This is a genomic window from Micromonospora inyonensis, assembly GCF_900091415.1.
GTDB classification, from domain to species: domain Bacteria; phylum Actinomycetota; class Actinomycetes; order Mycobacteriales; family Micromonosporaceae; genus Micromonospora; species Micromonospora inyonensis.
The window spans coordinates 509414-534934 of sequence record NZ_FMHU01000001.1 but is presented as its reverse complement, the minus strand read 5'-3'; the positions used below and the strand labels follow the sequence as shown (position 1 = coordinate 534934).

At 71.5% G+C, this 25521-nt stretch carries 22 protein-coding genes and 1 pseudogene; 14 read left to right on the top strand and 9 right to left on the bottom strand.

From position 1 onward, the window contains the following. Window positions 1–44: 44 nt before the first annotated feature. From GA0074694_RS02155 to GA0074694_RS02145, 3 genes are all read right to left on the bottom strand, one after another. Window positions 45–1298, bottom strand: a complete 1254-nt coding sequence (locus GA0074694_RS02155) for a phosphatidylserine decarboxylase (RefSeq protein ID WP_091451611.1) — start codon at window positions 1296–1298, stop codon at window positions 45–47. A gap of 180 nt (window positions 1299–1478) precedes the next feature. Next, on the bottom strand, window positions 1479–1769 hold the full coding sequence (locus GA0074694_RS33865) for a hypothetical protein (protein ID WP_342670914.1): 291 nt from the start codon (window positions 1767–1769) through the stop codon (window positions 1479–1481). Next, window positions 1766–3298 carry a PspC domain-containing protein gene (locus tag GA0074694_RS02145; protein WP_091451608.1) on the bottom strand — a complete coding sequence of 511 codons (1533 nt, stop codon included), beginning with the start codon at window positions 3296–3298 and terminating at the stop codon, window positions 1766–1768. Before GA0074694_RS02145 ends, GA0074694_RS33865 begins: the two co-directional genes overlap by 4 nt. Window positions 3299–3493: 195 nt before the next feature. Here GA0074694_RS02145 and GA0074694_RS02140 point away from each other — a divergent pair, with 195 nt between their 5' ends. The 7 genes from GA0074694_RS02140 (at window position 3494) to GA0074694_RS02110 (ending at window position 11673) form a co-directional block, all read left to right on the top strand. Continuing rightward, window positions 3494–4729, top strand: a complete 1236-nt coding sequence (locus GA0074694_RS02140) for an ATP-binding protein (RefSeq protein ID WP_091458523.1) — start codon at window positions 3494–3496, stop codon at window positions 4727–4729. Between the two features lie 2 nt (window positions 4730–4731). Beyond that, the gene (locus tag GA0074694_RS02135; protein WP_091451605.1) at window positions 4732–5406 is read left to right on the top strand and encodes a response regulator; all 675 of its coding nucleotides are present in this window, start codon (window positions 4732–4734) and stop codon (window positions 5404–5406) included. 458 nt (window positions 5407–5864) lie between these two features. Continuing rightward, window positions 5865–7499, top strand: a complete 1635-nt coding sequence (locus tag GA0074694_RS02130; protein ID WP_091451603.1) for a peptide ABC transporter substrate-binding protein — start codon at window positions 5865–5867, stop codon at window positions 7497–7499. 100 nt (window positions 7500–7599) lie between these two features. After that, window positions 7600–8610, top strand: coding sequence for an ABC transporter permease (locus GA0074694_RS02125; RefSeq protein WP_091451600.1), 1011 nt, complete (start codon window positions 7600–7602; stop codon window positions 8608–8610). A gap of 102 nt (window positions 8611–8712) precedes the next feature. Further along, window positions 8713–9627, top strand: a complete 915-nt coding sequence (locus tag GA0074694_RS02120; RefSeq protein WP_091458521.1) for an ABC transporter permease — start codon at window positions 8713–8715, stop codon at window positions 9625–9627. 5 nt (window positions 9628–9632) lie between these two features. Next, window positions 9633–10670, top strand: coding sequence for an ABC transporter ATP-binding protein (locus GA0074694_RS02115; RefSeq protein WP_091458519.1), 1038 nt, complete (start codon window positions 9633–9635; stop codon window positions 10668–10670). Continuing rightward, on the top strand, window positions 10663–11673 hold the full coding sequence (locus tag GA0074694_RS02110) for an ABC transporter ATP-binding protein (protein WP_091451596.1): 1011 nt from the start codon (window positions 10663–10665) through the stop codon (window positions 11671–11673). The genes GA0074694_RS02115 and GA0074694_RS02110 overlap by 8 nt, the downstream gene beginning before the upstream one ends. 153 nt (window positions 11674–11826) lie before the next feature. On the opposite strand, the gene GA0074694_RS02105 is transcribed toward GA0074694_RS02110, so the two are convergent. After that, window positions 11827–12174, bottom strand: coding sequence for a chorismate mutase (locus GA0074694_RS02105; protein ID WP_091451593.1), 348 nt, complete (start codon window positions 12172–12174; stop codon window positions 11827–11829). Between the two features lie 389 nt (window positions 12175–12563). On the opposite strand from GA0074694_RS02105, the gene pcrA reads away from it, so the two are divergent. Further along, the gene (gene pcrA / locus GA0074694_RS02100; protein ID WP_091451588.1) at window positions 12564–14981 is read left to right on the top strand and encodes a DNA helicase PcrA; all 2418 of its coding nucleotides are present in this window, start codon (window positions 12564–12566) and stop codon (window positions 14979–14981) included. A 45-nt stretch (window positions 14982–15026) separates the two neighbouring features. Here the strand turns inward: pcrA and GA0074694_RS02095 are convergent, their stop codons facing one another. Both GA0074694_RS02095 and GA0074694_RS02090 read right to left on the bottom strand, forming a co-directional pair. Beyond that, on the bottom strand, window positions 15027–15842 hold the full coding sequence (locus tag GA0074694_RS02095) for a M23 family metallopeptidase (RefSeq protein ID WP_245714515.1): 816 nt from the start codon (window positions 15840–15842) through the stop codon (window positions 15027–15029). A 262-nt stretch (window positions 15843–16104) separates the two neighbouring features. Further along, on the bottom strand, window positions 16105–16824 hold the full coding sequence (locus GA0074694_RS02090; RefSeq protein ID WP_091451585.1) for a M23 family metallopeptidase: 720 nt from the start codon (window positions 16822–16824) through the stop codon (window positions 16105–16107). Between the two features lie 405 nt (window positions 16825–17229). On the opposite strand from GA0074694_RS02090, the gene icmB reads away from it, so the two are divergent. The 3 genes from icmB to sucD all read left to right on the top strand — a co-directional run bounded on the left by icmB (window position 17230) and on the right by sucD (window position 20202). Then, window positions 17230–17634: a coenzyme B12-dependent isobutyryl CoA mutase small subunit gene (gene icmB / locus GA0074694_RS02085; RefSeq protein WP_091451582.1), complete on the top strand. Its 405-nt coding sequence runs from the start codon at window positions 17230–17232 to the stop codon at window positions 17632–17634. 498 nt (window positions 17635–18132) lie between these two features. Continuing rightward, window positions 18133–19311: an ADP-forming succinate--CoA ligase subunit beta gene (sucC, locus tag GA0074694_RS02080; RefSeq protein ID WP_091451579.1), complete on the top strand. Its 1179-nt coding sequence runs from the start codon at window positions 18133–18135 to the stop codon at window positions 19309–19311. 3 nt (window positions 19312–19314) lie between these two features. Continuing rightward, window positions 19315–20202 (top strand): succinate--CoA ligase subunit alpha, encoded by an 888-nt coding sequence (gene sucD, locus GA0074694_RS02075; RefSeq protein WP_091451576.1) that lies wholly within the window; start codon window positions 19315–19317, stop codon window positions 20200–20202. Between the two features lie 70 nt (window positions 20203–20272). Here the strand turns inward: sucD and GA0074694_RS02070 are convergent, their stop codons facing one another. Continuing rightward, entirely contained in the window at window positions 20273–20533 is a 261-nt protein-coding gene (locus GA0074694_RS02070; protein WP_091451572.1) for a hypothetical protein, read from the bottom strand. A 160-nt stretch (window positions 20534–20693) separates the two neighbouring features. Between GA0074694_RS02070 and GA0074694_RS02065 the strand changes: the two genes are divergently transcribed. After that, window positions 20694–21992 carry a cell division protein PerM gene (locus tag GA0074694_RS02065; protein WP_091451568.1) on the top strand — a complete coding sequence of 433 codons (1299 nt, stop codon included), beginning with the start codon at window positions 20694–20696 and terminating at the stop codon, window positions 21990–21992. A 124-nt stretch (window positions 21993–22116) separates the two neighbouring features. On the opposite strand, the gene GA0074694_RS02060 is transcribed toward GA0074694_RS02065, so the two are convergent. Further along, window positions 22117–22761, bottom strand: coding sequence for a DUF4190 domain-containing protein (locus GA0074694_RS02060; RefSeq protein WP_091451565.1), 645 nt, complete (start codon window positions 22759–22761; stop codon window positions 22117–22119). Window positions 22762–22795: 34 nt separating this feature from the next. Then, window positions 22796–23089: a CD225/dispanin family protein gene (locus GA0074694_RS02055; protein WP_088982147.1), complete on the bottom strand. Its 294-nt coding sequence runs from the start codon at window positions 23087–23089 to the stop codon at window positions 22796–22798. A gap of 206 nt (window positions 23090–23295) precedes the next feature. Between GA0074694_RS02055 and purN the strand changes: the two are divergent. Beyond that, window positions 23296–23913 (top strand): annotated as a pseudogene (purN, locus tag GA0074694_RS32140) (phosphoribosylglycinamide formyltransferase); the annotation flags it as partial. Then, complete coding sequence (gene purH / locus GA0074694_RS02050; protein WP_218105693.1) at window positions 23914–25485, top strand: bifunctional phosphoribosylaminoimidazolecarboxamide formyltransferase/IMP cyclohydrolase; 1572 nt, start codon at window positions 23914–23916, stop codon at window positions 25483–25485. It begins immediately after the preceding pseudogene. The last annotated feature ends 36 nt before the right edge of the window (window positions 25486–25521 follow it).

The window sequence follows — 25521 nt, the reverse complement described above, 5'->3', positions numbered from 1 at the left end:
GAGAGGGGCGCCGCCAACCAGCGCGGCGCCCCTCTCTCGTGGGCTCAGCGCCAGCGGGCGATGACCGAGGAGCCGCCGACCACCTTGTCGCCCGGCCCCACCAGCGGGTCCGCCGCGTCCGCCGGCAGGTAGACGTCCGTCCGCGAGCCGAACCGGATCAGACCGAAGCGCTCGCCCCGGGCGAGCAGCGATCCGACCGGGGCACGCTGCACGATGCGCCGGGCGATCAGGCCGGTACGCTGCGCGACCACCACGCGGCCGTGCTCGGTGTCCAGCACCGTGTACGCGGCGACGTTGTGCTCGGCCGCCGGCTTCATCGCGTTGGCGAAACCGCCGTCCGCGACGAAGTGGTCGACCACCTTGCCCGCCACCGGGGACCGGTTGACGTGCACGTCGAGCACCGACAGGAAGACCGCGACGCGCAGCCACTCGCCGGCGCCGAACCGCTCGTCGTGCAGCCGCTGCACGGAGAGCACCCGGCCGTCGGCGGCGGCGACCACGGCCGACGGGTCCTCCGGGACGTCCCGTTCGGGGTCGCGGAAGAACGCCGCCACCGGGGCCGCGGCGAGCGCCGGCACCAGCCAGAGCTTCGACTTCGGCCGGGCCACCCGGGCCAGCGCCGCCAAGCCGAGGGCGATCCCCGCGGCGGCCACCCCGTTGGAGTCGATGTGCATGTCGCGGGTCAGCGGCACGCTCGAAGGCCGGTACGCCGGGGCGAGCCGGGCCGCCTTCGCCGGGCTGACCGAGGTGAACCGGAGCCGGTACACCCGTACCGGCGGTTGGTTGCGCAGCACCAGGTCCACCCCGACGCCGTGCAGCGCACCCTGCCGGTCGAGTTCTGCCGCCGCACCCGTGGTCCGGCCCGGCCCGGCCGGCGTCGCCACGCTCAGCACACCGCCCTCGGTGAGGTACTTGGTCAGGCCGTCCAGCGTGGCGCGGGCCTCCTCACCGGTGCCGGCGAGCGCCTCGCCGACGATCATCACGTCGGCGGCGTCGGCCTCGGCCAGGGTGTCGACGACGTGGACCCGGTCCGCCACCCAGCTGCCCAGCGTCGACACGTGCCGGCGCAGCTCGGTGGAGCTGGTCGACCCGGCCGGCACCACGGTGAGGCGGTCCCCGGGCAGCAGTGCCTCGATCGCCACGGCGAGGAGTGGGGCGTCCGGCGTCGCGCCGACCAGCAGGGCGGCCTTGCGGTCGTCGCACCGGGCGAGTTCGGCGGCGAGGGTACGCGCGGCGCGCTCACCGATGCGGACCTCACCGAACCGGGCAAGGCTGCGCACGGCGGGGGACTCAGTCATGTCGGACGGGCTCCTAGCAGCATCGGGACGGAAATCGCAACGGACGGGCCGCGACGGCGCGGGCGGGGCGTGCCGGCGGCGGGAGCGAAGTCTCCACGGCCAGCATATGCGGCCCGCGCCGGCGGTCGCACCGACGCGGGCGACGGCTCCGGTCGTCCCGGCGCCGTCGCCCCGGCGGGCTCAGTCACCATGGTCTCCCCGCTCCTCCGACGACCGGTCGGAGCCGGGCCGCCTCCCGGCCGGGGGGACGGGCGGAGCCGGGGAGCCGCCGGCCGGACCGTTCGCCGCCGACCGGGCCGCGCGCAGCGCGCCCAGCAGACCCAGCGCGCCGACCACGACGAGCGCGCCGGCCAGGAACCAGCCGATCGGCACCACCAGGCCGAGCAGCTGCGCCAGCAGCCACCAGGCCGCGGCGGCCAGGAACAGCAGCCCGAAGGTCAGGGAGAGCAGGTCGGTCCGGTGCGCTTTCACCGGGTCACCTCCAACACGCCGGCGTTGACCTGGACGTACAACCGGAGTGTGCCCCCGCCCGGGCCGTCGGCGCCCAGGTCGGTGGACTTGTGTACCTGACGGTTCGGGCCACCGGAACGGGTACCGAAGATGGTCGCCTCACTGGCGTGCACCTCGGCGTGGACGATCACGTCGACGTTCGGCGGCAGCAGCACGGTCGCGTCCCCGAAGGAGATGACGACGGTGGTCCGGGTGTCCCGCTGGTCGAAGTTCACCGCGCGGAGATCCAGCACCGGGTTGCCGAAGCTGTTCTCGTACCGGGGGGCAAGATCCTCGTAGCTCGCCGGGGTCCAGGTCACGTTCCCGTTCACGCTGCGCCAGTCCGCGAACGACTCCGCCGCGGTGGCGAAGCCGAGCGCTGCCGAGGTCACCAACCCCAGCGCGATCAACCAGCGCGCCCGGCCGAACCAGGTGCCCACCAGCAGCCCGAGCCCGATGGTGGCCAGGGCCGCCGCGAAGTACGCCGAGGCGTCGACCCGGACCACTCCGAGCAGGTCGAGCACGGCGACGATCCCGCAGGCGAGGAAGACCAGGGAGAACGTCACCGCGCCGAGTGGTGAGCGCTCCCGGGGGCGCTTCGGTGCCCGGCCCGGCGCGGGCGGTGGGGGCGGCAGGGCAGGACCGGACCGGGCGTACGGACCGTGTGGGGCGAAGGGCGGACGGTAGCCGGGTGGGGCGCTCGCCGTGGCGACCGGTGGCGGGGGTCCGACCGGAGTCGGCGGGGCCGGTGACAGCGGGCCGGCGGTCGGCTCGCGGACCGGCCACCCGCCGGCCGTCTCGGGGAACACCGGCTCCGGGGCCGGCCACGGGGCGGCGGGGGCCGGTACGGGCACCGGTGTCTCCGGCCGGGTCGCCGTGGGCGGTGCCGGCACCGGGGCAGGGTAGGCCGCCGGGGGAATCGGTCCCGGCGGGGACGTCGGTGGCCCGACGGGCGGCGGGGTGGGGCTGGAGCGGTCGCGGGCGGGGTGGTCCCGGTTCAGCAGCAGCGCGCCGCCGATCAGGATCGCCGCGCCGAGCAGCACCGCCCGGAAGGCGTCGGTCACGATGTAGCCGAAGCTCACCGCGACCAGGATGCTCAGCACGATTACCGTGATCGGCGACATGCTCGACCGGCCCCGGCCCAGCATCGACTCCACCGGGGAGGCGCTGTCCCCCTCGCCGGAGATGATCAGCCACGCCGAGACGTAGATCAGGATTCCGATGCCGCCGAAGAAGCCGAGGACGGCGAGGAGCACCCGCCACAGCACCGGGTCGGTGTTGGTGGCCCGCCCGACCGCCGCGCACACCCCGGCCAGGTAGCGACCCTCCCGGGGGCGGACCAGGCCGTACCGGGAGGTGAAACCGACCCCGGGGGCGGCGTCCGGCGCGTACCCCGCAGGTGGTGGCCCGGCGTCCGGCGGCGCGGACGTCGCGGTCCCGCCCTCGGTCGGCGGCGGAACGCCCGGCTGGGTCGCCTCCGGGCGGGGCGACCGGGCGGATTCCTCGGTCATACCGGTAGATCCTGCTAGGTGCCGGGACGGGTCGTCGTCGGGACCCACCCTGAGCGCACCCTGAGATCCGGCGATCCGGAACCTCGGGGGCGTCCCCGTGGCTCCGCTACCGTGACCCGTGTGACGATCGGTGACGACGCCACCGCGGACGCACCGGCGTCGGCCGTCGCGACCAGGGAGCCCGCGATCAGTACCGTGACCCAGCCACCCCGTCTCTACCGGGCCCGCGAGCACCGGATGGCCGTCGGCGTGGCCGCCGGCATCGCCGAGCACATCGGTGTCTCGGTGGTGCGGGTGCGGATCGCCTTCATGGTGCTGCTCGGCCTCAGCGGGCTCGGCCTGCTCCTCTACGCCGCGTTCTGGGCGGTGGTCCCGGTGCGGCCGGGGGATACCGCCACGCCGCCCCGACGGGACATCGCGCAGCTGCTGCCGTTCGTGGTGATCGGTCTGGCCGTGCTGCTGGCGCAGATGCGGCTCTTCGACTCGGTCGGCGTCGCCGGCACCGCCGGCTGGCTGGTCGCCATCATCGCGGTCGGCGCGGGTGTCATCTGGCACCAGTCCCCGGAACGTCGTGGCCAGGCCAACGGCTCCCTGCCGCTGCCCTGGCTGAGCGCCGTGGTGGAGGAGACCGACCGGCGGGCCTTCGTGCTCCGCTTCATCGGCGGCGGGGTGCTGGTCGCGGTCGGCATCATCGGCGTCGCGGCGGTCTACTCGCCGGTGCAGAACGTCGACGCGGTCATCAACGGGGTGATCTTCGCGTTGGTCGGGCTGGCCGGTGTCGGGGTGGTGGCCGCGCCGCTGCTCTGGCGGACCTTCAACCAGCTCCGTTCGGAGCGGGAGGGCCGGATCCGGGAACAGGAACGCGCCGAGCTGGCCGCCATGATCCACGACCAGGTCCTGCACACCCTCGCCCTGATCCAGCGCAACGCCGCCGACGCCAAGACGGTGCAACGACTCGCCCGGGGCCAGGAGCGGACGCTGCGTAGCTGGCTCTACAAGCCGACCGCCTCCCCCACCGAGCGCTTCGCCGCCGCGTTGGAACAGGCGGCGGCCGAGGTGGAGGACACCTTCGGGATCACCGTGGAGGCGGTGGTGGTGGGCGACCGGGAGACCGACGAGCGGGTGGGCGCGCTGGTCGCCGCCGCCCGGGAGGCGATGGTGAACGCGGCCAGACACGCCCGGGTGCAGACCGTCTCGCTCTACGCCGAGGTGGAACCGGACCAGGTCAGCGTCTTCGTCCGGGACCGGGGGGTCGGGTTCGACCAGGAGACGGTGGATGATCATCGACACGGGGTACGGGGATCCATCATCGGGCGGATGAAGCGGCACGGCGGCCGGGCGGAGATCCGTTCCGGGCCGGGGGACGGGACCGAGGTCCGGTTGACCCTGCCGGTCTCCGGGAACGGTGCCACGGCGGAAAGGGACAAGTGACCATGACCGAGCAGGTCGAGCAGGCGGACGTCCGCGACGAGCGGTTGCGGGTCTTCCTCGTCGACGACCACGCGATGTTCCGCGCCGGCGTCCGGGCCGAGCTGGGCGCGCACGTCGAGGTGGTCGGGGAGGCGAGCACGGTCGCCGAGGCGGTCGCCCGGATCCCGGCGGCCCGTCCCGACGTGGTGCTGCTGGACGTGCACATGCCCGAGGGAGGTGGCCGGGCGGTGCTGGAGACGGTGCGGCGCGCCCACCCCCAGGTGCGGTTCCTGGCGCTGAGCGTCTCCGACGCGGCCGAGGACGTGATCGGCCTGATCCGGGCCGGTGCCCGGGGCTACGTGACCAAGACGATCTCCCCGGACGAGCTGGCCGCGGCGATCCGCCGGGTGGCCGACGGCGACGCGGTCTTCAGCCCCCGGCTGGCCGGGTTCGTGCTGGACGCCTTCGCGGCCCGGCCGGACACCCCGGTCGCCGACCCGGAACTGGACCAGCTCACCAACCGGGAACGTGAGGTGCTGCGGCTGCTGGCCCGGGGGTACGCGTACAAGGAGATCGCCAAGGAGCTGTTCATCTCCATCAAGACGGTGGAGACCCACGTCTCGAACGTGTTGCGCAAGCTCCAGATGTCCAACCGGTACGAGCTGTCCCGCTGGGCGGCCGACCGCCGGCTGGTGTGACCGGCTGCCCACCCGGCCCGGCCACGGGCTCGAACGCCCGTAATTCAGCTGACGAACGGGTCCGCGTGGTGGATGATCCGCTGGCGTGCGGGGTACGTACCGTCGCCTCGGCACCCTCGTCCGACCAGGGGCAGAGGGTGCCCGCACAGCCGAATCGACCATCATCCGCACGGGTGGAAACAGCGAGCTTCCGTGGCGCTGCGGAGGGTGACGGTGCTCACCCGGAATGGCGCGGTGGCGTCGACGTTGCGGGTGGTGGCGCCCCGCTGAGCAGCGCTGGGCAATCGGTCAGAGAGCGGTAATCGACGCGGATCACGGCACGGTGGCGATCGATGTCGGCACCGTCCCGGCCGGGTATCGGCTTGATAACACCGCTTTCCGCTGTGGCGCATCGGGTGTCACAGTGGCAACCACCTCACAACCCCCTCGTGAGCCGAGCGCCCTGAGGAGGCACTCCCATGCGCGGGAAATTCCTGAAGGTGGCGGTCGCTGCGACCGCCACCGCGATGTTGGCTACCGCATGCAGCGGTGGTGGCGATGACAACTCGGACGATCCGGGCAAGAGCGGTGGCGAGCTCCGCGTCTACGCGTCGGAGCCGGCGTTCCTGCTGCCATCCGCCGCCGACGACGAGCCGTCGCTGTACGTGGTCCGTCAGATCTACCGTGGCCTGGTCAAGTACAACGCCGAGACCGGTGCCCCGGAGAACGACCTGGCTGAGTCGGTCGAGTCCCAGGACCAGAAGCTCTGGACGATCAAGATCAAGGACGGCTACACCTTCGACAACGGTGAGAAGGTCAACGCCGACGCCTTCATCCGGTCGTGGAACTACGCCGCGTACGGGCCGAACGCCCAGAACAACGGGTACTTCATGAAGCGGATCGCCGGGATCAAGGACGTCTCGTCCGAGGACCCGGACGGCGACGGCCCCAAGAAGGCCCCGGAGCCGAAGGCCAAGGAGCTCTCCGGCCTGAAGAAGGTCGACGACCTGACCTTCACCGTCGAGCTGACCGAGCCGTTCTCCGGGTTCCCGACCACGATCGGCTACCCGGGCTTCTCCCCGATGGCCGAGGCGTGCATCGCGGACACCGCGAAGTGCAACGAGACCCCGATCGGCAACGGCCCTTACAAGATCGAGGGCAGCTGGCAGCACAACGTCGGCATCACCGTCGTCCGCAGCGACAGCTGGAAGGGCGACCCGGGCAAGCCGGACAAGATCAACTACCGGATCTTCGCCGACATCGACGCCGGTTACGCCGCCTTCCAGGCCGGTGAGCTCGACGTGCTGTACACCCTGCCGCCGGCGCGGTACAAGGAGGCGAAGGCCACCTACGGCGACCGCCTCCACGAGCAGCCGGGCGACAACTTCACCTACGTCGGCATGCCGATCTACAACGAGAACTTCAAGGACAAGCGGATCCGCCAGGCCATCTCGATGGTCATCGACCGCCAGTCGATCATCGACGCGGTGTTCAACGGCCGGTTCACCCCGGCCAGCGGTTACATCGCGCCGTCCTTTGAGGGTGCGCGGGAGAACGCCTGCCAGTACTGCAAGAAGGACGTCGAGAAGGCCAAGCAGCTCCTCGCCGAGGCGGGTGGCTGGAAGGGCGGCAAGCTCCAGCTCTGGGCCAACGCCGGCGCCGGCCACGACGCCTGGCTCCAGGCCGTTGGTGACCAGGTCAAGGCTGCTCTCGGCATCGACTACGAGCTGAAGGTCAACCTGCAGTTCGCCGAGTACCTCGAGACCGCGGACAACCGGAAGTTCACCGGCCCGTTCCGGCTCGGCTGGAGTGCGGACTACCCGTACCTGGAGGGCTACCTCGCTCCGGTGTACAGCACCGGCGCGGACAGCAACAACTCCACCTACGCGAACCCCGAGTTCGACGCCCTGCTGAAGCAGGGTGACGCCGCCAACTCGATCCAGGAGGCGATCCCCTTCTACCAGAAGGCGGAGGACATGATCCTGGAGGACCTGCCGGTCATCCCGATGTGGTGGGGCAAGGTGGGCGCGGTCTACAGCGAGAACGTCGACAAGTTCGTCTGGAACGCCGTCGCGGACGCTGACTACGGCCAGATGACGATGAAGCAGAACTGAGCTTCACTTCCCTGATCCAGCCGTATGACGACGTGGCGGCAGCGGTCTCCCGACAAGGGGGAACGTTGCCGCCACGTCAGCGCCGAGAGGAGAAACAGACATGGGGCGCTACGTCGTCCGACGGTTGCTCCAGTTCATACCCACCGTGCTGGGCACCATGTTCCTGCTGCACTACCTCACCTCGCTGGCGGTCCAGTTCAGCGGGAACCCGGTCCGGGCGCTGTTCGGCGACCGGACGCCGCCGGAGTCGATCCTGACCGCTCTGACCGAGCGACTCGGCTACGACGACCCGTGTCTCAGCCAACGGGGCAACCCCTGCTTCGGGCTGTTCGGCGAGCGGATGGAGAACATCTTCCTCCACCTCGACTTCGGGATCAATCTCCGCCAGCGCGAGGTGACCGACCTGGTCGCCGACGCCATGCCGTACACCGTGAAGCTCGTCCTCATCGCCATCGTCTTCGAGGCCGTCGTCGGCATCATCGCCGGTGTGCTGGCCGGTCTGCGGGGCGGCAGCTTCACCGACTACCTGGTGAAGATCTCCACGGTCTTCCTGATCTCGGTGCCGATCTTCGTGCTCGGCGTCCTGATCCGGGAGTACGTCGGGGTCAAGTTCGGCAACATGCTGCGCGACCAGGACTGGGTGCCCGAGGTGATTGCCAACGGCGTCTTCAGTCCCGGCTTCAAGCCCGACTACCCCTGGGCCAGCCTGATCATCCCCGGCCTGGTGCTGGGCGCGATCTCACTGGCCACCACGGCCCGGCTCACCCGGACCAGCATCATGGAGAACGTCCGGGCCGACTTCGTCCGGACGGCCAAGGCCAAGGGCCTGACGAACAAGCGGGTCGTCGGCGTGCACACGCTCCGCAACTCGCTCATCCCCGTGATCACCTACCTCGGTGTCGACATCGGCACCCTCCTCGGCGGCGCGGTGGTCACCGAGACCATCTTCAACGTGCCGGGCATCGGCCGGCTGGTCACCCAGGCCGCCCGGACCGGCGAGTCGTCGGTGGTGGTCGGCGTGGTCACCATGCTCGCCCTGGTCTTCCTGATCGCCAACCTGCTGGTCGACGTCCTCTACGCCGTCCTCGACCCGAGGATCCGGTATGAGTGACCGGCGGCAGGACACGCAGCGGACCGTTCCGGTCCGGTCGGACGGCAGGTCGAAGCGAAACGAGGTGTGCAGATGAGCGACTTGAGCAGCGCCGGCGCCGCCATGAGCGGTGACTCCTCGGCCGCCGCCGCCGTGGCCGGCGCGCCGGTGCCGGACAAGGGCGGCAAGGAGCGCAGCGCGAGCCTCTGGGCCGACGCCCGGCGGCAGTTGGTCCGCGACCCGATCTTCATGATCTCGGCGCTCTACGTCCTCGTGGTCAGCTCCATGGCGCTCTTCCCCAAGCTGTGGACGAGCCAGGACCCCCGGGACTGCGACACCGGCCGGTCCCGGGTCTCCCCGAGCGGCGAACACCCGTTCGGTTACGACATCCTCGGCTGCGACTACTACTCGCACGCCATCTACGGCGCCCGGCCCTCGATGCAGATCGCGGTCTACGCCACCGTCGGCATCGTGCTGATCGGCGGTTTCTTCGGTCTGCTCGCCGGCTACTACGGCGGCTGGGTCGACGCGATCATCTCCCGGGTGATGGACATCTTCTTCTCGCTGCCGTTCCTGCTCGGCGCGATCGTGTTCCTCACCGTCATCAAGCGGCAGAACGTCACGACGCTCACCATCGTCCTGGTGCTGCTCGGGTGGCCCACCATCGCCCGGATCATCCGGGGCAGCGTGATCTCCTCGAAGGACCTGGACTACGTGCACGCGGCGAAGGCGGTGGGTGCGAGCAACGGTCGGCTGATGTTCCGGCACATCCTGCCGAACGCCATCGCGCCGATGCTGGTCTACGCGACGATCGTGCTCGGCCAGTTCGTCGCCGCCGAGGCGACCCTGACCTTCCTCGGTGTTGGCCTCCAGCCGCCGGCCCAGTCCTGGGGCATCATGATCAACGCCCACCAGGTCTACTTCCTGGAGGACCCGTGGCTGCTGTTCTTCCCCTGCGGGCTGCTGGTCGGCACGGTGCTGTCCTTCATCCTCATGGGTGACGCCCTGCGTGACGCCCTCGACCCGAAGTTCCGGTGAGCAGCATGAGTTCTGACGTCAACGTCAAGATGGACGCTCTGCCCGGCCTCGACCCCAACGCGATGCCGTTGCAGGTCAAGAACCTCCAGGTCGAGTTCCGCACCCGTAACGGCATCGCCAAGGCGGTCAACGGGGTCAGCTTCGACGTGGCTCCCGGCGAGACCCGGGCCATCCTCGGCGAGTCCGGCTGCGGCAAGAGCGTGACCGCCCAGGCGATCATGGGCATCCTGGACACCCCGCCCGGCTTCATCACCGGCGGTCAGATCCTCTACCGCGGCGTGGACCTGCTCAAGCTCCCGGAGGAGCAGCGGCGCAAGGTCCGGGCCAACCGGATCGCGATGATCTTCCAGGACGCGCTGTCGGCGTTGAACCCGGTCTTCACCGTCGGGTTCCAGCTCGCCGAGCTGTACCGCAAGCACCGGGGCATGTCCCGCAAGGACGCCAAGGCGCGCGCGGTCGAACTGCTCGACCTGGTCAAGATCCCGGCGGCGAAGCAGCGGGTGAACGACTACCCGCACCAGTTCTCCGGCGGCATGCGGCAGCGCGTCATGATCGCCATGGCGCTGGCCCTCGACCCCGAGGTGCTGATCGCCGACGAGCCGACCACGGCGCTCGACGTGACCGTCCAGGCCCAGATCATGGCCCTGCTGGCCGAACTGCAGCAGGAACGGAACATGGGCCTGGTGCTCATCACGCACGACATGGGCGTGGTGGCCGACGTGGCGGACCGCATCTCCGTCATGTACGCCGGGCGGGTCATCGAAGAGGCCGGCGTCAACGAGATCTACGAAAGCCCGGCGCACCCGTACACCAAGGGCCTGCTGGAGTCGATCCCGCGGCTCGACCTCAAGGGCCAGGAGCTCAGCGCCATCAAGGGGCTCCCGCCGATGCTGACGAACATCCCGCCGGGCTGCTCGTTCAACCCGCGGTGTCGGTACGTGCAGGACGTCTGCCGGAAGGACCCCGCGCCGCCGCTGTACACGGTGTCGTCGGACCGGACGGCTGCCTGCCACTTCTGGAAGGAGGTCAAGGGCGATGAGTGACCTCGTCCTCGAGACCCGCGACCTGGTGAAGCACTTCCCGCTGACCAAGGGCATCGTCTTCAAGAAGCAGATCGGCGCGGTCCGTGCGGTCGACGGGATCAACATCGAGCTGCGTCGGGGCGAGACCCTGGGCATCGTCGGTGAGTCGGGCTGCGGCAAGTCGACCCTGGCCCGGCTCCTGGTCGGTCTGGAGACCCCCACCTCGGGCGACCTGTTCGTCCAGGGCCGGAACATGTCCAAGGTCGGTGCCAACGAGCGCCGGAAGGGTCGACGCAACATCCAGCTCGTCATGCAGGACCCGTACACCTCGCTGAACCCCCGGATGACCGTCGGCGACATCGTCGGCGAGCCGTTCGAGGTGCACCCGGACGTGGTGCCGAAGGGCAAGCGGCGGGCCCGGGTGCAGGAGCTGATCGACCTGGTCGGCCTCAACCCCGACCACATCAACCGGTACCCGCACCAGTTCTCCGGCGGCCAGCGGCAGCGGATCGGCATCGCCCGGGCGCTGGCGCTCAACCCGGAGATCATCCTCTGCGACGAGCCGGTCTCGGCCCTGGACGTGTCGATCCAGGCCCAGGTGGTCAACCTGCTGGAGAAGCTCCAGGCCGAGCTGGGGCTGTCGTACATCTTCATCGCGCACGACCTGTCGGTGGTCCGGCACATCGCCGACCGGGTCGCGGTGATGTACCTCGGCAAGATCGTCGAGATCGGCACCGAGGACGAGATCTACGAGAACCCGACCCACCCGTACACCCAGGCGCTGCTCTCGGCGGTGCCGGTCCCCGACCCGAGGCTCCGTGGGCTGCGGGACCAGATCGTCCTGACCGGCGACGTGCCGTCGCCGGCCAACCCTCCGTCGGGCTGCCGGTTCCGCACCCGGTGCTGGAAGGCGCAGGACATCTGCGCCGAGCAGGTGCCGGCCCTGGAGGCACGTGAACATTCCGCTCACCCGAGCGCCTGCCACTTCGCGGAACCGCGCGACGTGGTCCACGCGGTCGAGTAGCGCCCCAGGCGCCGCTGATCCGGCCACCCGTACCCGGCCAGCGGTGAAAGGAAGTGCCTCCTCAGTATCCGGGGCGTCGGTCGTCAGACCGGCGCCCCGGATCTGTGTCGACCGGTGCCCGCCCCCGACGGGAGCGGCCCGGCGGCCGGCCGGTCAGAGTGGTCCACGACCGGCCCGGAGCAGCAGGAGGGCGAGCTGCACGCCGTCGGCCCCCAGCGCCGTCCGGAACCTCTCCAGGATGGCCTGCTCCCGGGAGAGCACCAGCCGGGTCCCACCGGAGGCGATCCGGGTCCTGCCGACGTGCTGCGACAGGCTGGCCCGCTCCTGCCAGAGTTCGATCAACCGCTGGTCGATCTCGTCGATCCGCTCCCGGATGGCGACGATCCGGGCCGCCGCGTCCGGCTCCTGCGTGCCCGTCTGTGCCTCCGGCGGACCCTCCTGGGCGTCCGGTCGCGTCGTTCCGGCCGACTCGCCGTTCTGCTCCACCACGTCTGTCATCATCGGGTACCTCTCGCACGGTGGTGCCCGCTGCCCGGATCCCGGGACGGAAAAGGCCCCGGACTCCAGGAGCCCGGGGCCTTCGTAGGTCTGATCGATCAGGCGCGACCTGCGGCTGCCGGACTCCCGGAGCCGTAGTAAAAGGAGAGACGCTGACCGAACACGCCGTCGAGTATGCCCATCTGGCGGCCCGGGGCGCAAGCGTTCCGTTGAATCGGCCGTACCGCCACCAGGAGCGGGACGTCCGCGCCCGCGTGGATGCAGGGGTCCCCTGCTAGGCAAAAAGCGGTAGCAGGGGACCCCTGCATCCCGCTAGGCCGGGCCTGCGCCCGACGGGCCGGGGACGCACCGCGGGCGGAAGTGTCGGCCGGGCGGCATAGACTCGCCGGGCGATGCATGCTCTCTTCGAAATCCCGCCGTCCCAGTCCGCGTCGGAGTCCCCGTCCGCCGTGCCCCGTCGCGCGGGCTCCGGCCCGGCCCGGCCCGATCCGGGGGAGCTGCTGGCCGGGCTGAACGGGCCACAACACGAGGCGGTCACCCACGCCGGGTCACCGCTGCTGATCGTGGCCGGGGCCGGCTCGGGCAAGACCCGGGTGCTGACCAACCGGATCGCCTACCTGCTCGCCGCGCGGGACGTGCACCCCGGCGAGATCATCGCGATCACCTTCACCAACAAGGCCGCCGGGGAGATGAAGGAGCGGGTGACCGCCCTGGTCGGCCCGCGTGCCCGGCTGATGTGGGTCTCGACCTTCCACTCCGCCTGCGTGCGCATCCTGCGGGCCGAGCACGAGCACGCCGGGCTGAAGTCGAGCTTCTCCATCTACGACGCCGACGACTCCCGCCGGCTGATGCAGCTCGTCGCCCGCGAACTGGACCTCGACCCGAAGCGCTACCCGGCCCGCGGACTGGCCGCCCAGGTCTCCAACCTCAAGAACGAACTGGTCGACCCGGAGGCCTTCGCCGACCGGGCCAAGGGGCCCAACGAGCGGGCGCTCGCCGAGGCGTACACGCTCTACCAGCGGCGGCTGCGGGAGGCTCACGCGCTGGACTTCGACGACCTGATCATGACGACGGTGCACCTGTTCCAGTCGCACCCGCACGTCGCGGAGAGCTACCGTCGCCGGTTCCGGCACGTGCTGGTCGACGAGTACCAGGACACCAACCACGCCCAGTACGTGCTGATCAAGGAGTTGGTCTCCGGCACCGAGGGGATCGCGCCGGCCGAACTGTGCGTGGTCGGCGACGCCGACCAGTCGATCTACGCGTTCCGGGGCGCGACGATCCGCAACATCCTCGAGTTCGAGCGGGACTTCACCGACGCCCGGACGATCCTGCTGGAGCAGAACTACCGCTCCACCCAGACCATCCTGAGCGCGGCCAACGCGGTCATCGACCGGAACACCTCCCGCAAGCCGAAGCGGCTGTGGAGCGACGCCGGTGCCGGCGAGCAGATCGTCGGGTACGTCGCCGACACCGAGCACGCCGAGGCGGACTGGGTGGCCCGCGAGATCGACCGGCTGGTCGACGAGGGGGGGACCCGCCCCGGCGACGTGGCGGTCTTCTACCGCACCAACGCCCAGTCCCGGGTCTTCGAGGAGGTCTTCATCCGGGTCGGCCTGCCCTACAAGGTGGTCGGCGGGGTGCGCTTCTACGAGCGCAAGGAGGTCCGCGACGCGCTGGCGTACCTGCGCGCGGTGGTCAACGGTGACGACACGGTCAGCCTGCGCCGGATCCTCAACACCCCGCGCCGGGGCATCGGCGACCGGGCCGAGGCGTGCGTGGAGGCACTCGCCGCGCGGGACCGGATCTCCTTCGGCGCCGCGCTGCGACGGGTGAAGGACGCACCGGGCATCTCCACCCGGGCGGCGAATGCGATCACCGAGTTCGTGGCGCTGCTCGACGGGGTACGGGAGCTGGCCGCCACCGGCACCCCGGAGGAGGCGCTGGAGGCGCTGCTGACCCGCTCGGGCTATCTGGCCGAGCTGGAGGAGAGCCTGGACCCGCAGGACGCCGGCCGGGTGGACAACCTCCAGGAGCTGGTCAGCGTCGCCCGGGAGTACACCGAGCGGGTCGAGGCGCTCGGCGCGGAGGGGGAGCGGGCCACGGTGGCAGGCTTCCTGGAGCAGGTCGCGCTGGTCGCCGACGCCGACCAGATTCCCAGCGACGACCCGGACCATCAGGGTGTGGTCACCCTGATGACCCTGCACACCGCCAAGGGCCTCGAGTTCCCGGTGGTCTTCCTCACCGGCCTGGAGGACGGCGTCTTCCCGCACCTGCGTTCGCTCGGCGACACCCGGGAGCTGGAGGAGGAGCGACGGCTCGCGTACGTCGGCATCACCCGGGCCCGGCAGCGTCTCTACCTCTCCCGGGCGGTCACCCGCACGGCCTGGGGGCAGCCGGCCTACAATCCGCCGTCCCGGTTCATGGAGGAGCTGCCCACCGAACTGGTCCGCTGGGAGCGGACCGAGGGCTCGTACACCTCCTGGGCCGGCGGGGGCGGCGGGGTCGGCGGCCGGGCGGGCTCCGGGGACCGGCTCGGAGCCGCGCGGGGCGGCGGCTTCACCGGTGGTACGCCGCGTGCGGCACAGCTCGCCAAGCGACTCGGGGTGGACGGCAGCCGCCTCGCCACCGCCAGCGAACTGCCGCAGGCGCCGAAGGTGGCGGTCGGCGACCGGGTCAACCACCAGCGCTACGGGCTGGGCCGGGTGACCGCGGTCGAGGGGCACGGGCCGGGTGCCCGGGCGCAGATCGACTTCGGCGACCAGCGACTCTGGCTGGTGCTCCGGCACGCTCCGATCGAGAAACTCTGACCCCTCCTCGGGTGCCGGCCGCCCGGCCGGCACCCGAGGGCGGGCTCAGCAACCCAGGTCGACGCCGCGGGCCCGCATGAACGGGGCCGGGTCGATCTGGTTCCACATGCCGCCCTGGTGCACCTCGAAGTGCAGGTGCGGGCCGGTGGAGTCGCCGGTGGAGCCCTCCCGGCCGATGGTGGTGGCGGCGGCGACCTTCGACCCGACGGACACCGAGGTCGAGTTCAGGTGGGCGTACTGGGTCAGGTAGCCGTTGCCGTGGTCGACGAAGACCGAGATGCCGTACCCGTCACCGGCGTCGCCGGCCTTCACCACGGTCCCGGCGGCCACGGCCCGGACCGGCGTGCCGGCCGGAAGGGCCAGGTCGATACCGGCGTGCAGGGTGCCCCAGCGGGGCCCGTAGCAGGACGTGACCGCCGCGCCGGGCATCGGGTTGACCCAGGCGGCCTTCGGCTTGCTGGTGGCCTTCCGGGTGGGCTTCGGGGCGCTGGTGGCCTTCCGTGTGGCCCGGGGCTTCGGGGTCGCGCTGGGCTCGGGGCTGGCCGAGGTCGGGGCCGGTGTCGGGCTGGTCGCGGTCGCCGAGGGGGTGGCCGGCGGACGGTCCGCGCGGCCGGCCCGGCGGGCGGCCTCGGCGCGGTCCTCGGCGTCCAGGGCGACCGGGGCCGGGGCGGGGGAGTCGTCGGAGCCGGTGGCGATCACGGTGGCGCCGGTCAGACCGAGACCGACCAGGGCCGCCGTGCCTGCCACGAGGTACCGGGTCCGGAGCCGGTGCCACCACGGGCGTCCGACGCCGGGTTCCGTGGCCTGGTGACGGGTGTCCTGGTTCTGGCTGAAGCTGTCTTCCTGCACGGTGACCTTCACAGTCGTAAGGGCTACGGGACACGGAAATCCTCGGTCGGCCTGACGGCGGAGGTGGTGCGGGGTTCGGCCACGAGCCGGGGAGGGAACGGCGTCGCTGCCCGACTATGTCCTCGTACGATGCCGTGCGTCCCGAAAAATGATCATGCCTTCCAGTGGGACCGGTCACACCTGGGTGCGTGACGCAGCACACTTTGGGTCGTTCGGAGGCACAGAAAACCGCCCGGATCGTGCGATCCGGGCGGTGATCGGTCGTTGCGTTACGTCAGGACGCGGTGACGTCGCTGTAGATTGCCTCGACTTGTAGCTTGATGTCCGCTCCGCGCTGCTGGAGCCACGGCACCGGGTCGCGTGGCTCGCCCTTGACGTGGATCTCAAGGTGCAGGTGCGAGCCGTAGGAGTGGCCGGTGTTGCCGACAAGGCCGAGCTGGTCGCCCGCCTTGACCTGCTGCCCCTCCTTGACGCTGAGCTGGGAGGAGTGGCCGTAGATGGCCTCGGTGCCGTCAGCGTGCCGGACGATCACGGTGTAGCCGTACCCGCCGAACCAGCCGGCCTTGGTGACCGTGCCGTCGTGGATGGAGACGTACGGGGTGCCCTCCGGGGCGACCAGGTCGACGCCGGTGTGCAGTTCGCCCCCGCGCATGCCGTACGGGGTGGTGAACTCGTAGCCCTCGGCGAGGGGGAGCAGCCAGACCTCGGGCTCGGCGGCGTCGTCGGCGGCCAGGCGGGTGGAGTCCCGGGTGGCGCGCTCGGCGTCGACGCTCCGGTCGGCGAGATCCTGGCTGGTGACCGAGGCCTGACGCAGCTCGTCGAGGACCGAGGGGTTGACGCCCTTGGCGTCGGGCATCGCGCTGGCGCCGAGGGCGACGACACCCGCGCCGACGAAGGCGGTGGTGACGACGGCGGCGTAACGGCTGCGGGGCGGGGTGGGTACACGGCGTCGGCCGCGATATCTATCGGGCTCATCCAACAGCTGCTGGCGCACGCACACCCTCCGTTGTCGGGTTTCCGATGCGGTCCGGTCGGGTTCGTGACGCTCGGATGAACTCCGGCTGGCCGCGTCGTCACCCGTCCGTGGACCTGATGACAACCGTGGACACGGTAGCCAACCCCCGGACACCCCACAAGCCGGAGCGCCACATTGGAGTTTTATTTTGTCCGGTTGAGTGACGAGTTATAGGCTTTCGTTACCTTTGCTATTCGCCCTCGTTACCGCCCTTTCGTAGCTCTGTGTCATCACTACGCTGCGCATGTCCGGCTGACGTGAGGCATGCCACCCGTCGATGGATCGTCGGCCGGATTTCCCGGCCGGGGCCCGTCGGTTACCGTTCGTTCAGGTGATCTGCCGCCGAGCCTGTGGAACCGCTGAGCCTGTGAGAGGTGTGCGCTGATGAGCTCTCGAATTCGGGTCGTCGTCGCCAAGCCGGGCCTGGACGGGCACGACCGGGGCGCCAAGGTGGTCGCGCGGGCGCTGCGCGACGCCGGCATGGAGGTCATCTACACCGGGCTGCACCAGACGCCGGAGCAGATCGTGGAGACGGCGATCCAGGAGGACGCCGACGCGGTCGGGCTCTCCGTGCTCTCCGGCGCGCACATGACGCTCTTCCGCCGGGTGCTGGAGCTGCTCGCCGAGCGGGACGCCCGCGACGTCGTCGTCTTCGGCGGCGGGATCATCCCCGAGGCCGACATCCCCGAGTTGGAGCAGATCGGCGTGGCCAAGATCTTCACTCCGGGCGCCACCACCCAGGCGATCGTCGAGTGGGTCCGGGACAACATCGCCCAGCCGGTCGGCTGACCCCCGGCGAGCGCCGCCGGCCCGGCTGCGACACCGGGCCGGGGCCCGACCGGGGAGAACCGGAGGCCGCTCGGGTGGAGTCGGTGGAAAACGGGGGGAGGGACCGGACGCACCCCTCACACGTCCGGCCCCTCTATGCACGATGCCCCGCCGCCACCCCTCGACCGACAGGGCATCGGCCGTCTCCCGTCATCGCGCTGACCAGCGCTCCGACACTTCTCTCAACGACCCCCGGCACCAGGGGTTACGCCCCGTCGCGGCGAGTTTCGCCCCGGCTGCGGACCAAAGGGACTGCTCCCCGACCCGCCCGCGCGGACTCCGGCGTTCCGCACGTCGCTGTGCGTTTCGGCACACCACGCACCCGCTCGGTTGCCGGTGGTGTCCTTCTCGTTAGGCTGCCGCAAACGGCCTGTCATCTGTGACGGCAGGCGTCAAGCTTTTTCCAACGCTGGTGGCGGCGCGACGGCGCGCCGCGGAGACGGGACGGGACGCGCAATCGTGGACCTGTACGAGTACCAGGGGCGGGACCTGTTCGAGCGACACGGACTGCCCGTGCTCGCCGGCGGCGTCGCGACGACCCCGGAGGAGGCACGCGCGATCGCCGAGCGCCTTGGCGGACGGGTGGTCGTGAAGGCCCAGGTGAAGGTCGGTGGCCGAGGCAAGGCCGGCGGCGTCAAGTTGGCGGAGGGCACGGAGGAGACGGTGGCTCGGGCCACCGACATCCTCGGCATGGACATCAAGGGTCACACCGTCCACAAGGTGATGATCACGGTGACCGCGGACATCGCCGAGGAGTACTACTTCTCGTACCTGCTCGACCGGGCGAACCGCACCTTCCTGTGCATCGCCAGCGTGGCCGGCGGCATGGACATCGAACAGGTCGCCGCCGAGAGCCCGGACAAGGTCGTCAAGACCCCGATCGACGCCAACACCGGCGTGGACGAGGCCACGGCGCGGGAGATCGTCACCGCCGCCGGGTTCCCGGCCGAGGTCGCCGACCAGGTCGTCGGGATCGCGGTACAGCTCTGGCAGGCCTTCGTGGCCGAGGACGCCACCCTGGTCGAGGTGAACCCGCTGGCCCGTACGGCAGACGGCAACGTGCTGCTGCTCGACGCCAAGGTGACCCTGGACGAGAACGCCGCGTTCCGGCACCCGGACCACGAGGCCCTGGTCGACCAGGCGGCGGTGGACCCGCTGGAGCAGCGGGCCAAGGAGAAGGACCTCAACTACGTCAAGCTCGACGGCGAGGTCGGCATCATCGGCAACGGCGCCGGCCTGGTCATGTCGACCCTCGACGTGGTGGCGTACGCCGGTGAGCGGCACGGCAACGTCAAGCCGGCGAACTTCCTCGACATCGGTGGTGGCGCGAGCGCCGCGGTGATGGCGAACGGGCTGGAGATCGTCCTGTCCGACCCGTCGGTCAAGAGCGTCTTCGTGAACGTCTTCGGCGGCATCACCGCCTGCGACGAGGTCGCCAACGGCATCATCCAGGCGCTGGCCCTGCTCGAGCAGCGCGGCGAGCAGGTGACCAAGCCGCTCGTGGTCCGTCTCGACGGCAACAACGCGGAGGCCGGTCGGGCGATCCTCGACGGCGCGAAGAACCCGCTCGTGCAGCGGGTCGACACCATGGACGGCGCGGCCGAGCGGGCCGCCGAGCTGGCGGCTGCGGGGGTCTGACAAATGGCAATCTGGCTGACCAAGGACTCGAAGGTCATCGTCCAGGGGATGACCGGTTCCGAGGGTTCCAAGCACACCCGGCGGATGCTCGCCGCCGGCACCAACGTCGTTGGTGGCGTGAACCCGCGCAAGGCCGGACAGACCGTCGACTTCGACGGCACCGAGCTGCCGGTCTTCGCCAACGTGGCCGACGCCATGGCGCAGACCGGTGCCGACGTCACGGTGATCTTCGTACCGCCGCAGTTCACCAAGGGCGCGGTGGTCGAGGCGATCGACGCGGGCATCCCGCTGGCCGTGGTGATCACCGAAGGCGTCCCGGTGCACGACACCGCCGCCTTCTGGGCGTACAACACCACCCAGGGGGAGCGCACCCGGATCATCGGCCCGAACTGCCCGGGCATCGCCTCGCCGGGGGCCTCCAACGCCGGCATCATCCCGGCCGACATCACCGGCTCCGGCCGGATCGGTCTGGTCAGCAAGAGCGGCACGCTGACCTACCAGATGATGTACGAGCTGCGCGACATCGGCTTCTCGACCTGCGTCGGCATCGGTGGCGACCCGATCATCGGCACCACCCACATCGACGCGCTGGCCGCCTTCGAGGCCGACCCGGACACCGACGCCATCGTCATGATCGGTGAGATCGGCGGTGACGCCGAGGAGCGGGCCGCCGACTTCATCAAGGCGAACGTGACCAAGCCGGTGGTCGGCTACATCGCCGGCTTCACCGCCCCGCCCGGCAAGACCATGGGGCACGCCGGCGCGATCATCTCCGGCTCGGCGGGCACCGCCGAGGCGAAGAAGGAGGCGCTGGAGGCGGTCGGCGTCAAGGTCGGCAAGACGCCGACCGAGACCGCCAAGCTGATGCGGGAGATCATGTCGGCCGGCTGAGCCGAGAGCACGCATGCCGGAGGGAGACGACCACGTGGTCGTCTCCCTCCGCGTAGCGGTTGGTGCCCGGTCACAGGCCGTCGATCGGGTAGTTCCCGGTGGCCCGCAGGACCGCGCTGCCGATGATGTTGATCACGCTGAGCGCGATGGCCAGCCAGCCCAGCACCTGCGACTGGCCGTACCGCCGGGCGTCCCGGATCGACAGCCAGCCGAAGACGATTCCGAGGATGCCACAGCAGAGCAGGCCGAGGACGATACCGAGCACGCCCCAGAGGGTGGTCCGGTCCTTGCCGGCGGCGGATGGTGGTGGCGGGGCGTAGGGAGCGGACACGGCTTCCTCCGGGCGGTCGGGGCCGCGACCGCGGAAGGCCGCGCCTGGGCCGAGGTTAGACCGGGTGTACCGTCCCGGGCGGAAGGATCACCGAACTCGACCGTGATCCGCCGGGTTATCGGACTGCCCCCGTTCGTCCGGCGTGCCAGAGTAGAACCCGATGACCTCCGTCACCCCTGATCAGCCCCGCCGTCCCGCTGGCGTCGATCCCGACGACCGGCCGACCGGTCGTACCGGCCCCGTGCCCCGGCCGCGGCCCCGGCGTCCCGACGCGCCCGACCGGGCGGACGGACGCCGCCGCCAGCGGGCCCCGCTCGCCGTCGCCGCCGGGGTAGCCGCCGGCTGGGCCGCCCTCACCTCGTACCTGCCGGTCGTCGTGGTGCTCGGGTTGATGCAGCTCAGCGAGGACGCGGCGTCGGTGCCCGGCGCGCTGCGCGCCGGGCTGGCCGGCTGGCTGCTCGGCCACGGTGTGCCGCTGGACACCGGCGCCGGCCCGCTCGGCCTCACCCCGCTGGCCCTGACCGCCCTGGTCGTCTGGCGGCTTACCCGGGCCGGGGTGCACACCACCCGGGCACTGGGCGCGCGGGGCACCCGGGAGGTCCGACCGGCGCTCGTCGCGGCGGGTGCCGTCGGCCTCGGGTACGCGCTGCTCGGCGTGCTCGCCGCAGCCGCCGCCGGCACCGACGGGATGCGGCTGCACCCGGCGCGGGCCGGGATGACCCTCGGTCTCGTCGGCGTGGCCGCCGCCCTGGTGGGCGCGCTGCGGACCACCGGCCTCCCGGACGGACTGCTCCGGCGGGTGCCCGCCGCCCTGCACGACGGGGTCCGCACCGGCCTGGTCGCCGGGCTGCTCCTGACCGGGGCGGGCGCGGGGGCCGCCGGGCTGGCCATCGCCACCGGTGGTGGCGATGCCGCCGACATGATCGGCGCCTACCGGACCGGGGTGGCCGGCCAGGCCGGGATCACCCTGGTCAGCCTCGCCTACGCGCCGAACGCCGCGATCTGGGCCACCAGCTACCTGCTCGGACCCGGGTTCGCGGTGGGCACCGACACGGCCGTACGCACCAGCGAGGTCTCCGTCGGCGCGCTGCCGGCCGTACCGCTGCTCGCCGGCCTGCCGCGCGGACCGGTCGACGGGTTCGGCGCGCTGCTGCTCGCGGTGCCGGTCCTGATCGGGATGGCGGCGGGCTGGCTGCTCGCCCGTCGGCTGCTCCGGTCGGCCGCCGACGACCGGACGCCCCTGGCCTGGGGGCCGTTGCTCGGTACGGCGGTGCTCGCCGGGCCGGTGGCCGGTCTGCTGGTGGGCGCGGCGGCAGCGGTCTCCGGTGGTTCGCTCGGCGGCGGCCGGCTCGCCGAGGTGGGCCCGGTCGCCTGGCAGGTGACCGCCGTGACCAGCGCGGTCGTGGCGGTCGGCGCGCTGCTCGGGGCCGCCGCCTCCCGCGCCTTCACCCGCCCCTGAGCCCCTGACGTCCCCTCCGCGCCCCACGCGTCCCGCCGCCGGCCGGACCGCAGGAGGCTGGCCCGGACGGCAACGGGGCGTCCGGAGGACTCCGGACGCCCCGCCTGCGGGCCGTGGTCGCTGGTCAGGACACGTTGAACGTGTTCAGGTTCAGCGCGACACCGAGGATCGCGTTCGCCAGCCCGAGGACGGTGCCCACCGCGCCGGTGATCAGAGCGGTCGTGGCCTGGCCCTTGTTGTTGGCCAGCCCCTGGTCTGCCTTCTTCTGGCCCATCACGCCCAGCACCACGCCGGCGATGCCGAGGATGATGCCGAGGAACGCGCAGCAGATCGCGAAGACGATCGAGGTGATACCGACGATCATCCCGATCAGGCCGAGGTTGTTGTTCTGCGGGGCCGCAGCGAACTGGCCGTACTGCCCGCCCGGGTAGCCCGGCGCCGCGCCGTACGGCTGCTGCTGCGCGTACGGGTCCCCGTACGGCTGACCGGAGGCGGGTTGCCCGTACGGCTGGCCCGAAATCGGCTGCCCGTAGGGCTGACCGGAGGTCGGCTGCCCGTACGGCTGGCCCGAGGTCGGCTGCCCGTACGGCTGGCCCGAGGCCGGCGGCTGCCCGTACGGATCCTGCGGCTGCTGACCGTACGGGTCGTGCGACGGCTGGCCGTAGGACGGCTGCGGCGGCTGACCGTACGGGTCGGAGTACTGCGGCGAGGTGGGATCCGAGGGCGGCTGCTGGCCGTACGGGTCCTGGCCGGGGTTGTCGGGCTGCACGGACTGCGCTCCTTGCTGTGCGGCGTTGGGAGGGTCAGACGGTCGTGTCGGTGCCCATCAGCGACCCGAGGCCACCCAGCAGGCAGCAGATCAGGACGATGACGTACCACGAGAGGCCGACGATGAGGGCCCACTTCGACCACTTCTTGCTCTCCGCCGCAGCGGCCTGGGCCGCCGCGTAGTTACCCTGCTGCACCAGCGGGTTGACCTTGGAGGCGTTGATCAGCGCGGGGATGGCGAGGGGCCAGAAGAGGAAGATGGCCACGATCGACATGGTCATGTTGTTGTCGATCTGCTGCGGCGGCTGCTGGGGGTATCCGGGCTGCATGGGGTGAACTCCTTGTTCGGGTGACCGCGAACCGGCCGCCCGTGGCGGGGGTGGGCCGTTCGCGCGTCGAGTATCGAGCGGGGGCAGAGTACCTGTTCGGGGCGACGCGCGGGGTGACCGGCGGGGCGTGGTCCCACGGTGAGGACCGGCTGGTGGAGGGTCCGGCCAGCGGAAGGGGGCCGACTCCCGCCCGATAGGGTGGCCCGGTGACCGAGCCCGCGTCCGCCGCCCGCATCGTCGTCCTCGTCTCCGGGTCCGGCAGCAACCTCCAGGCCCTGCTGGATGCCAGCACGGATCCGGCGTACGGAGCCCGGGTGGTCGCGGTCGGCGCCGACCGGGAGGGCATCGCCGGTCTGGACCGGGCCGCTGCCGCCGGAGTGCCGACGTTCGTGGAGCGGCTGAAGGACCACCCCACCCGTGAGGAGTGGGACCGGGCGCTCACCGCCCGGGTCGCCGAACACCGGCCCGACCTGGTCGTCTCCGCCGGTTTCCTGAAGCTCGTCGGCCCGCACTTCCTGGCCGCCTTCGCCGACCGCTACCTCAACACCCACAACACCCTGCTGCCGGCGTTCCCCGGCATCCACGGCCCCCGGGACGCCCTCGCCTACGGCGTGAAGATCACCGGGGCGACGCTCTTCTTCGTCGACGCGGGCATGGACACCGGTCCGATCGTCGCCCAGGTCGCGGTGCCGGTCCTCGACGACGACGACGAGGAGACGCTCACCGAGCGCATCAAGGAAGCCGAGCGGCGGCAGCTCGTCGAGCAGGTCGGCCGCCTCGTCCGTCAAGGTTGGACGATCACCGGAAGAAAGGTCACCACTGGCGTGAGCACCCCCGATGACGGGCGCCGGCCGATCCGGCGCGCGCTGGTCAGCGTCTACGACAAGAGCGGCCTGGTCGAGCTGGCCCGCGCCCTGCACGACGCCGGGGTCGAGATCGTCTCGACCGGCAGCACCGCGTCGACGATCGCCGGCGCCGGTGTGCCGGTGACCGCCGTCGAGACGGTGACCGGTTTCCCGGAGATCCTCGACGGGCGGGTCAAGACCCTGCACCCGAAGATCCACGGCGGCCTCCTGGCCGACCTGCGCAAGGAGTCGCACGCCGCCCAGCTCGACGAGCACGGCATCGCCGGCATCGACCTGCTGGTCTCCAACCTCTACCCGTTCCAGGCCACGGTCGCCTCGGGCGCCAGCGTCGACGAGTGCGTCGAGCAGATCGACATCGGTGGGCCGGCGATGGTCCGGGCCGCCGCCAAGAACCACGCCTCGGTCGCCGTGGTGACCGACCCGGCGGCGTACGCGGCGGTGGTCACCGCCCTCGGCGCGGGCGGCTTCACGCTGGCGCAGCGGCGCGCGCTCGCCGCCCGCGCCTTCGCCGACATCGCCGAGTACGACATCGCCGTGGCGAACTGGTGCGCCGCGCAGCTCGACCCGGAGCAGGCGGACTGGCCGGTCTTCGCCGGTCTGGGGCTGCGCGCCCAGCGGGCGCTGCGCTACGGCGAGAACCCGCACCAGCAGGCCGCCCTCTACACCGACCCGGACGCCCCGGTCGGGCTGGCCCAGGCCGAGCAGCTGCACGGCAAGGAGATGTCCTACAACAACTACGTCGACGCGGACGCCGCCTGGCGGGCGGCGAACGACTTCACCGACCAGCCGGCCGTCGCGGTCATCAAGCACGCCAACCCGTGCGGCATCGCGGTCGGCGGGGACGTGGCCGACGCGCACCGCAAGGCGCACGCCTGCGACCCGGTCTCCGCGTACGGCGGGGTGATCGCGGTCAACCGGCCGGTCACCGTCGAGCTGGCCAAGCAGGTCGCGGAGATCTTCACCGAGGTCCTGGTGGCTCCGGAGTTCGAGGCGGGCGCGGTCGAGGTGCTCCAGGCCAAGAAGAACCTGCGCCTGCTGCGCGCCCCCGCCTGGGCCCCGCCGCCCGCCGAGTGGCGGCAGGTCGGCGGCGGTGTGCTGGTGCAGACCGCCGACCGGGTGGACGCCCCCGGCGACGACCCGGCCGCCTGGCGGCTGGTGGCGGGCGAACCGGCCGACGACGACCTCCTGCGGGACCTGGCCTTCGCCTGGCGGGCGGTTCGCTCGGTCAAGAGCAACGCCATCCTGCTGGCCGCCGACGGCGCGACCGTCGGGGTCGGCATGGGGCAGGTCAACCGGGTCGACTCGGCGCATCTCGCGGTGAACCGGGCCGGTGCCGACCGGGCCCGGGGCGCGGTCGCCGCCTCGGACGCGTTCTTCCCGTTCGCCGACGGGCTCAGGGTGCTCATCGACGCGGGCGTCCGGGCCGTCGTGCAGCCGGGCGGTTCGATCCGGGACGACGAGGTGATCGCCGCCGCCACCGAGGCCGGCGTCACCATGTACCTCACCGACACCCGTCACTTCTTCCACTGACGACCCACCAGCGCCGTCGGCTGCCCCCGGCGCCGC

Excerpts from the sequence above, each read along its gene's own strand:
- GA0074694_RS02120 (WP_091458521.1), top strand. The coding sequence starts at position 8,713 with ATGAGCGGTGACTCCTCGGCCGCCGCCGCCGTGGCCGGCGCGCCGGTG.
- GA0074694_RS02105 (WP_091451593.1), bottom strand. The coding sequence starts at position 12,174 with ATGATGACAGACGTGGTGGAGCAGAACGGCGAGTCGGCCGGAACGACG.
- GA0074694_RS02130 (WP_091451603.1), top strand. The coding sequence starts at position 5,865 with ATGCGCGGGAAATTCCTGAAGGTGGCGGTCGCTGCGACCGCCACCGCG.
- GA0074694_RS02125 (WP_091451600.1), top strand. The coding sequence starts at position 7,600 with ATGGGGCGCTACGTCGTCCGACGGTTGCTCCAGTTCATACCCACCGTG.
- GA0074694_RS02155 (WP_091451611.1), bottom strand. The coding sequence starts at position 1,298 with ATGACTGAGTCCCCCGCCGTGCGCAGCCTTGCCCGGTTCGGTGAGGTC.
- GA0074694_RS02055 (WP_088982147.1), bottom strand. The coding sequence starts at position 23,089 with ATGCAGCCCGGATACCCCCAGCAGCCGCCGCAGCAGATCGACAACAAC.
- icmB (WP_091451582.1), top strand. The coding sequence starts at position 17,230 with ATGAGCTCTCGAATTCGGGTCGTCGTCGCCAAGCCGGGCCTGGACGGG.
- GA0074694_RS02115 (WP_091458519.1), top strand. The coding sequence starts at position 9,633 with ATGAGTTCTGACGTCAACGTCAAGATGGACGCTCTGCCCGGCCTCGAC.
- GA0074694_RS02135 (WP_091451605.1), top strand. The coding sequence starts at position 4,732 with ATGACCGAGCAGGTCGAGCAGGCGGACGTCCGCGACGAGCGGTTGCGG.
- pcrA (WP_091451588.1), top strand. The coding sequence starts at position 12,564 with ATGCATGCTCTCTTCGAAATCCCGCCGTCCCAGTCCGCGTCGGAGTCC.
- GA0074694_RS02145 (WP_091451608.1), bottom strand. The coding sequence starts at position 3,298 with ATGACCGAGGAATCCGCCCGGTCGCCCCGCCCGGAGGCGACCCAGCCG.
- sucD (WP_091451576.1), top strand. The coding sequence starts at position 19,315 with ATGGCAATCTGGCTGACCAAGGACTCGAAGGTCATCGTCCAGGGGATG.
- GA0074694_RS02110 (WP_091451596.1), top strand. The coding sequence starts at position 10,663 with ATGAGTGACCTCGTCCTCGAGACCCGCGACCTGGTGAAGCACTTCCCG.
- GA0074694_RS02065 (WP_091451568.1), top strand. The coding sequence starts at position 20,694 with ATGACCTCCGTCACCCCTGATCAGCCCCGCCGTCCCGCTGGCGTCGAT.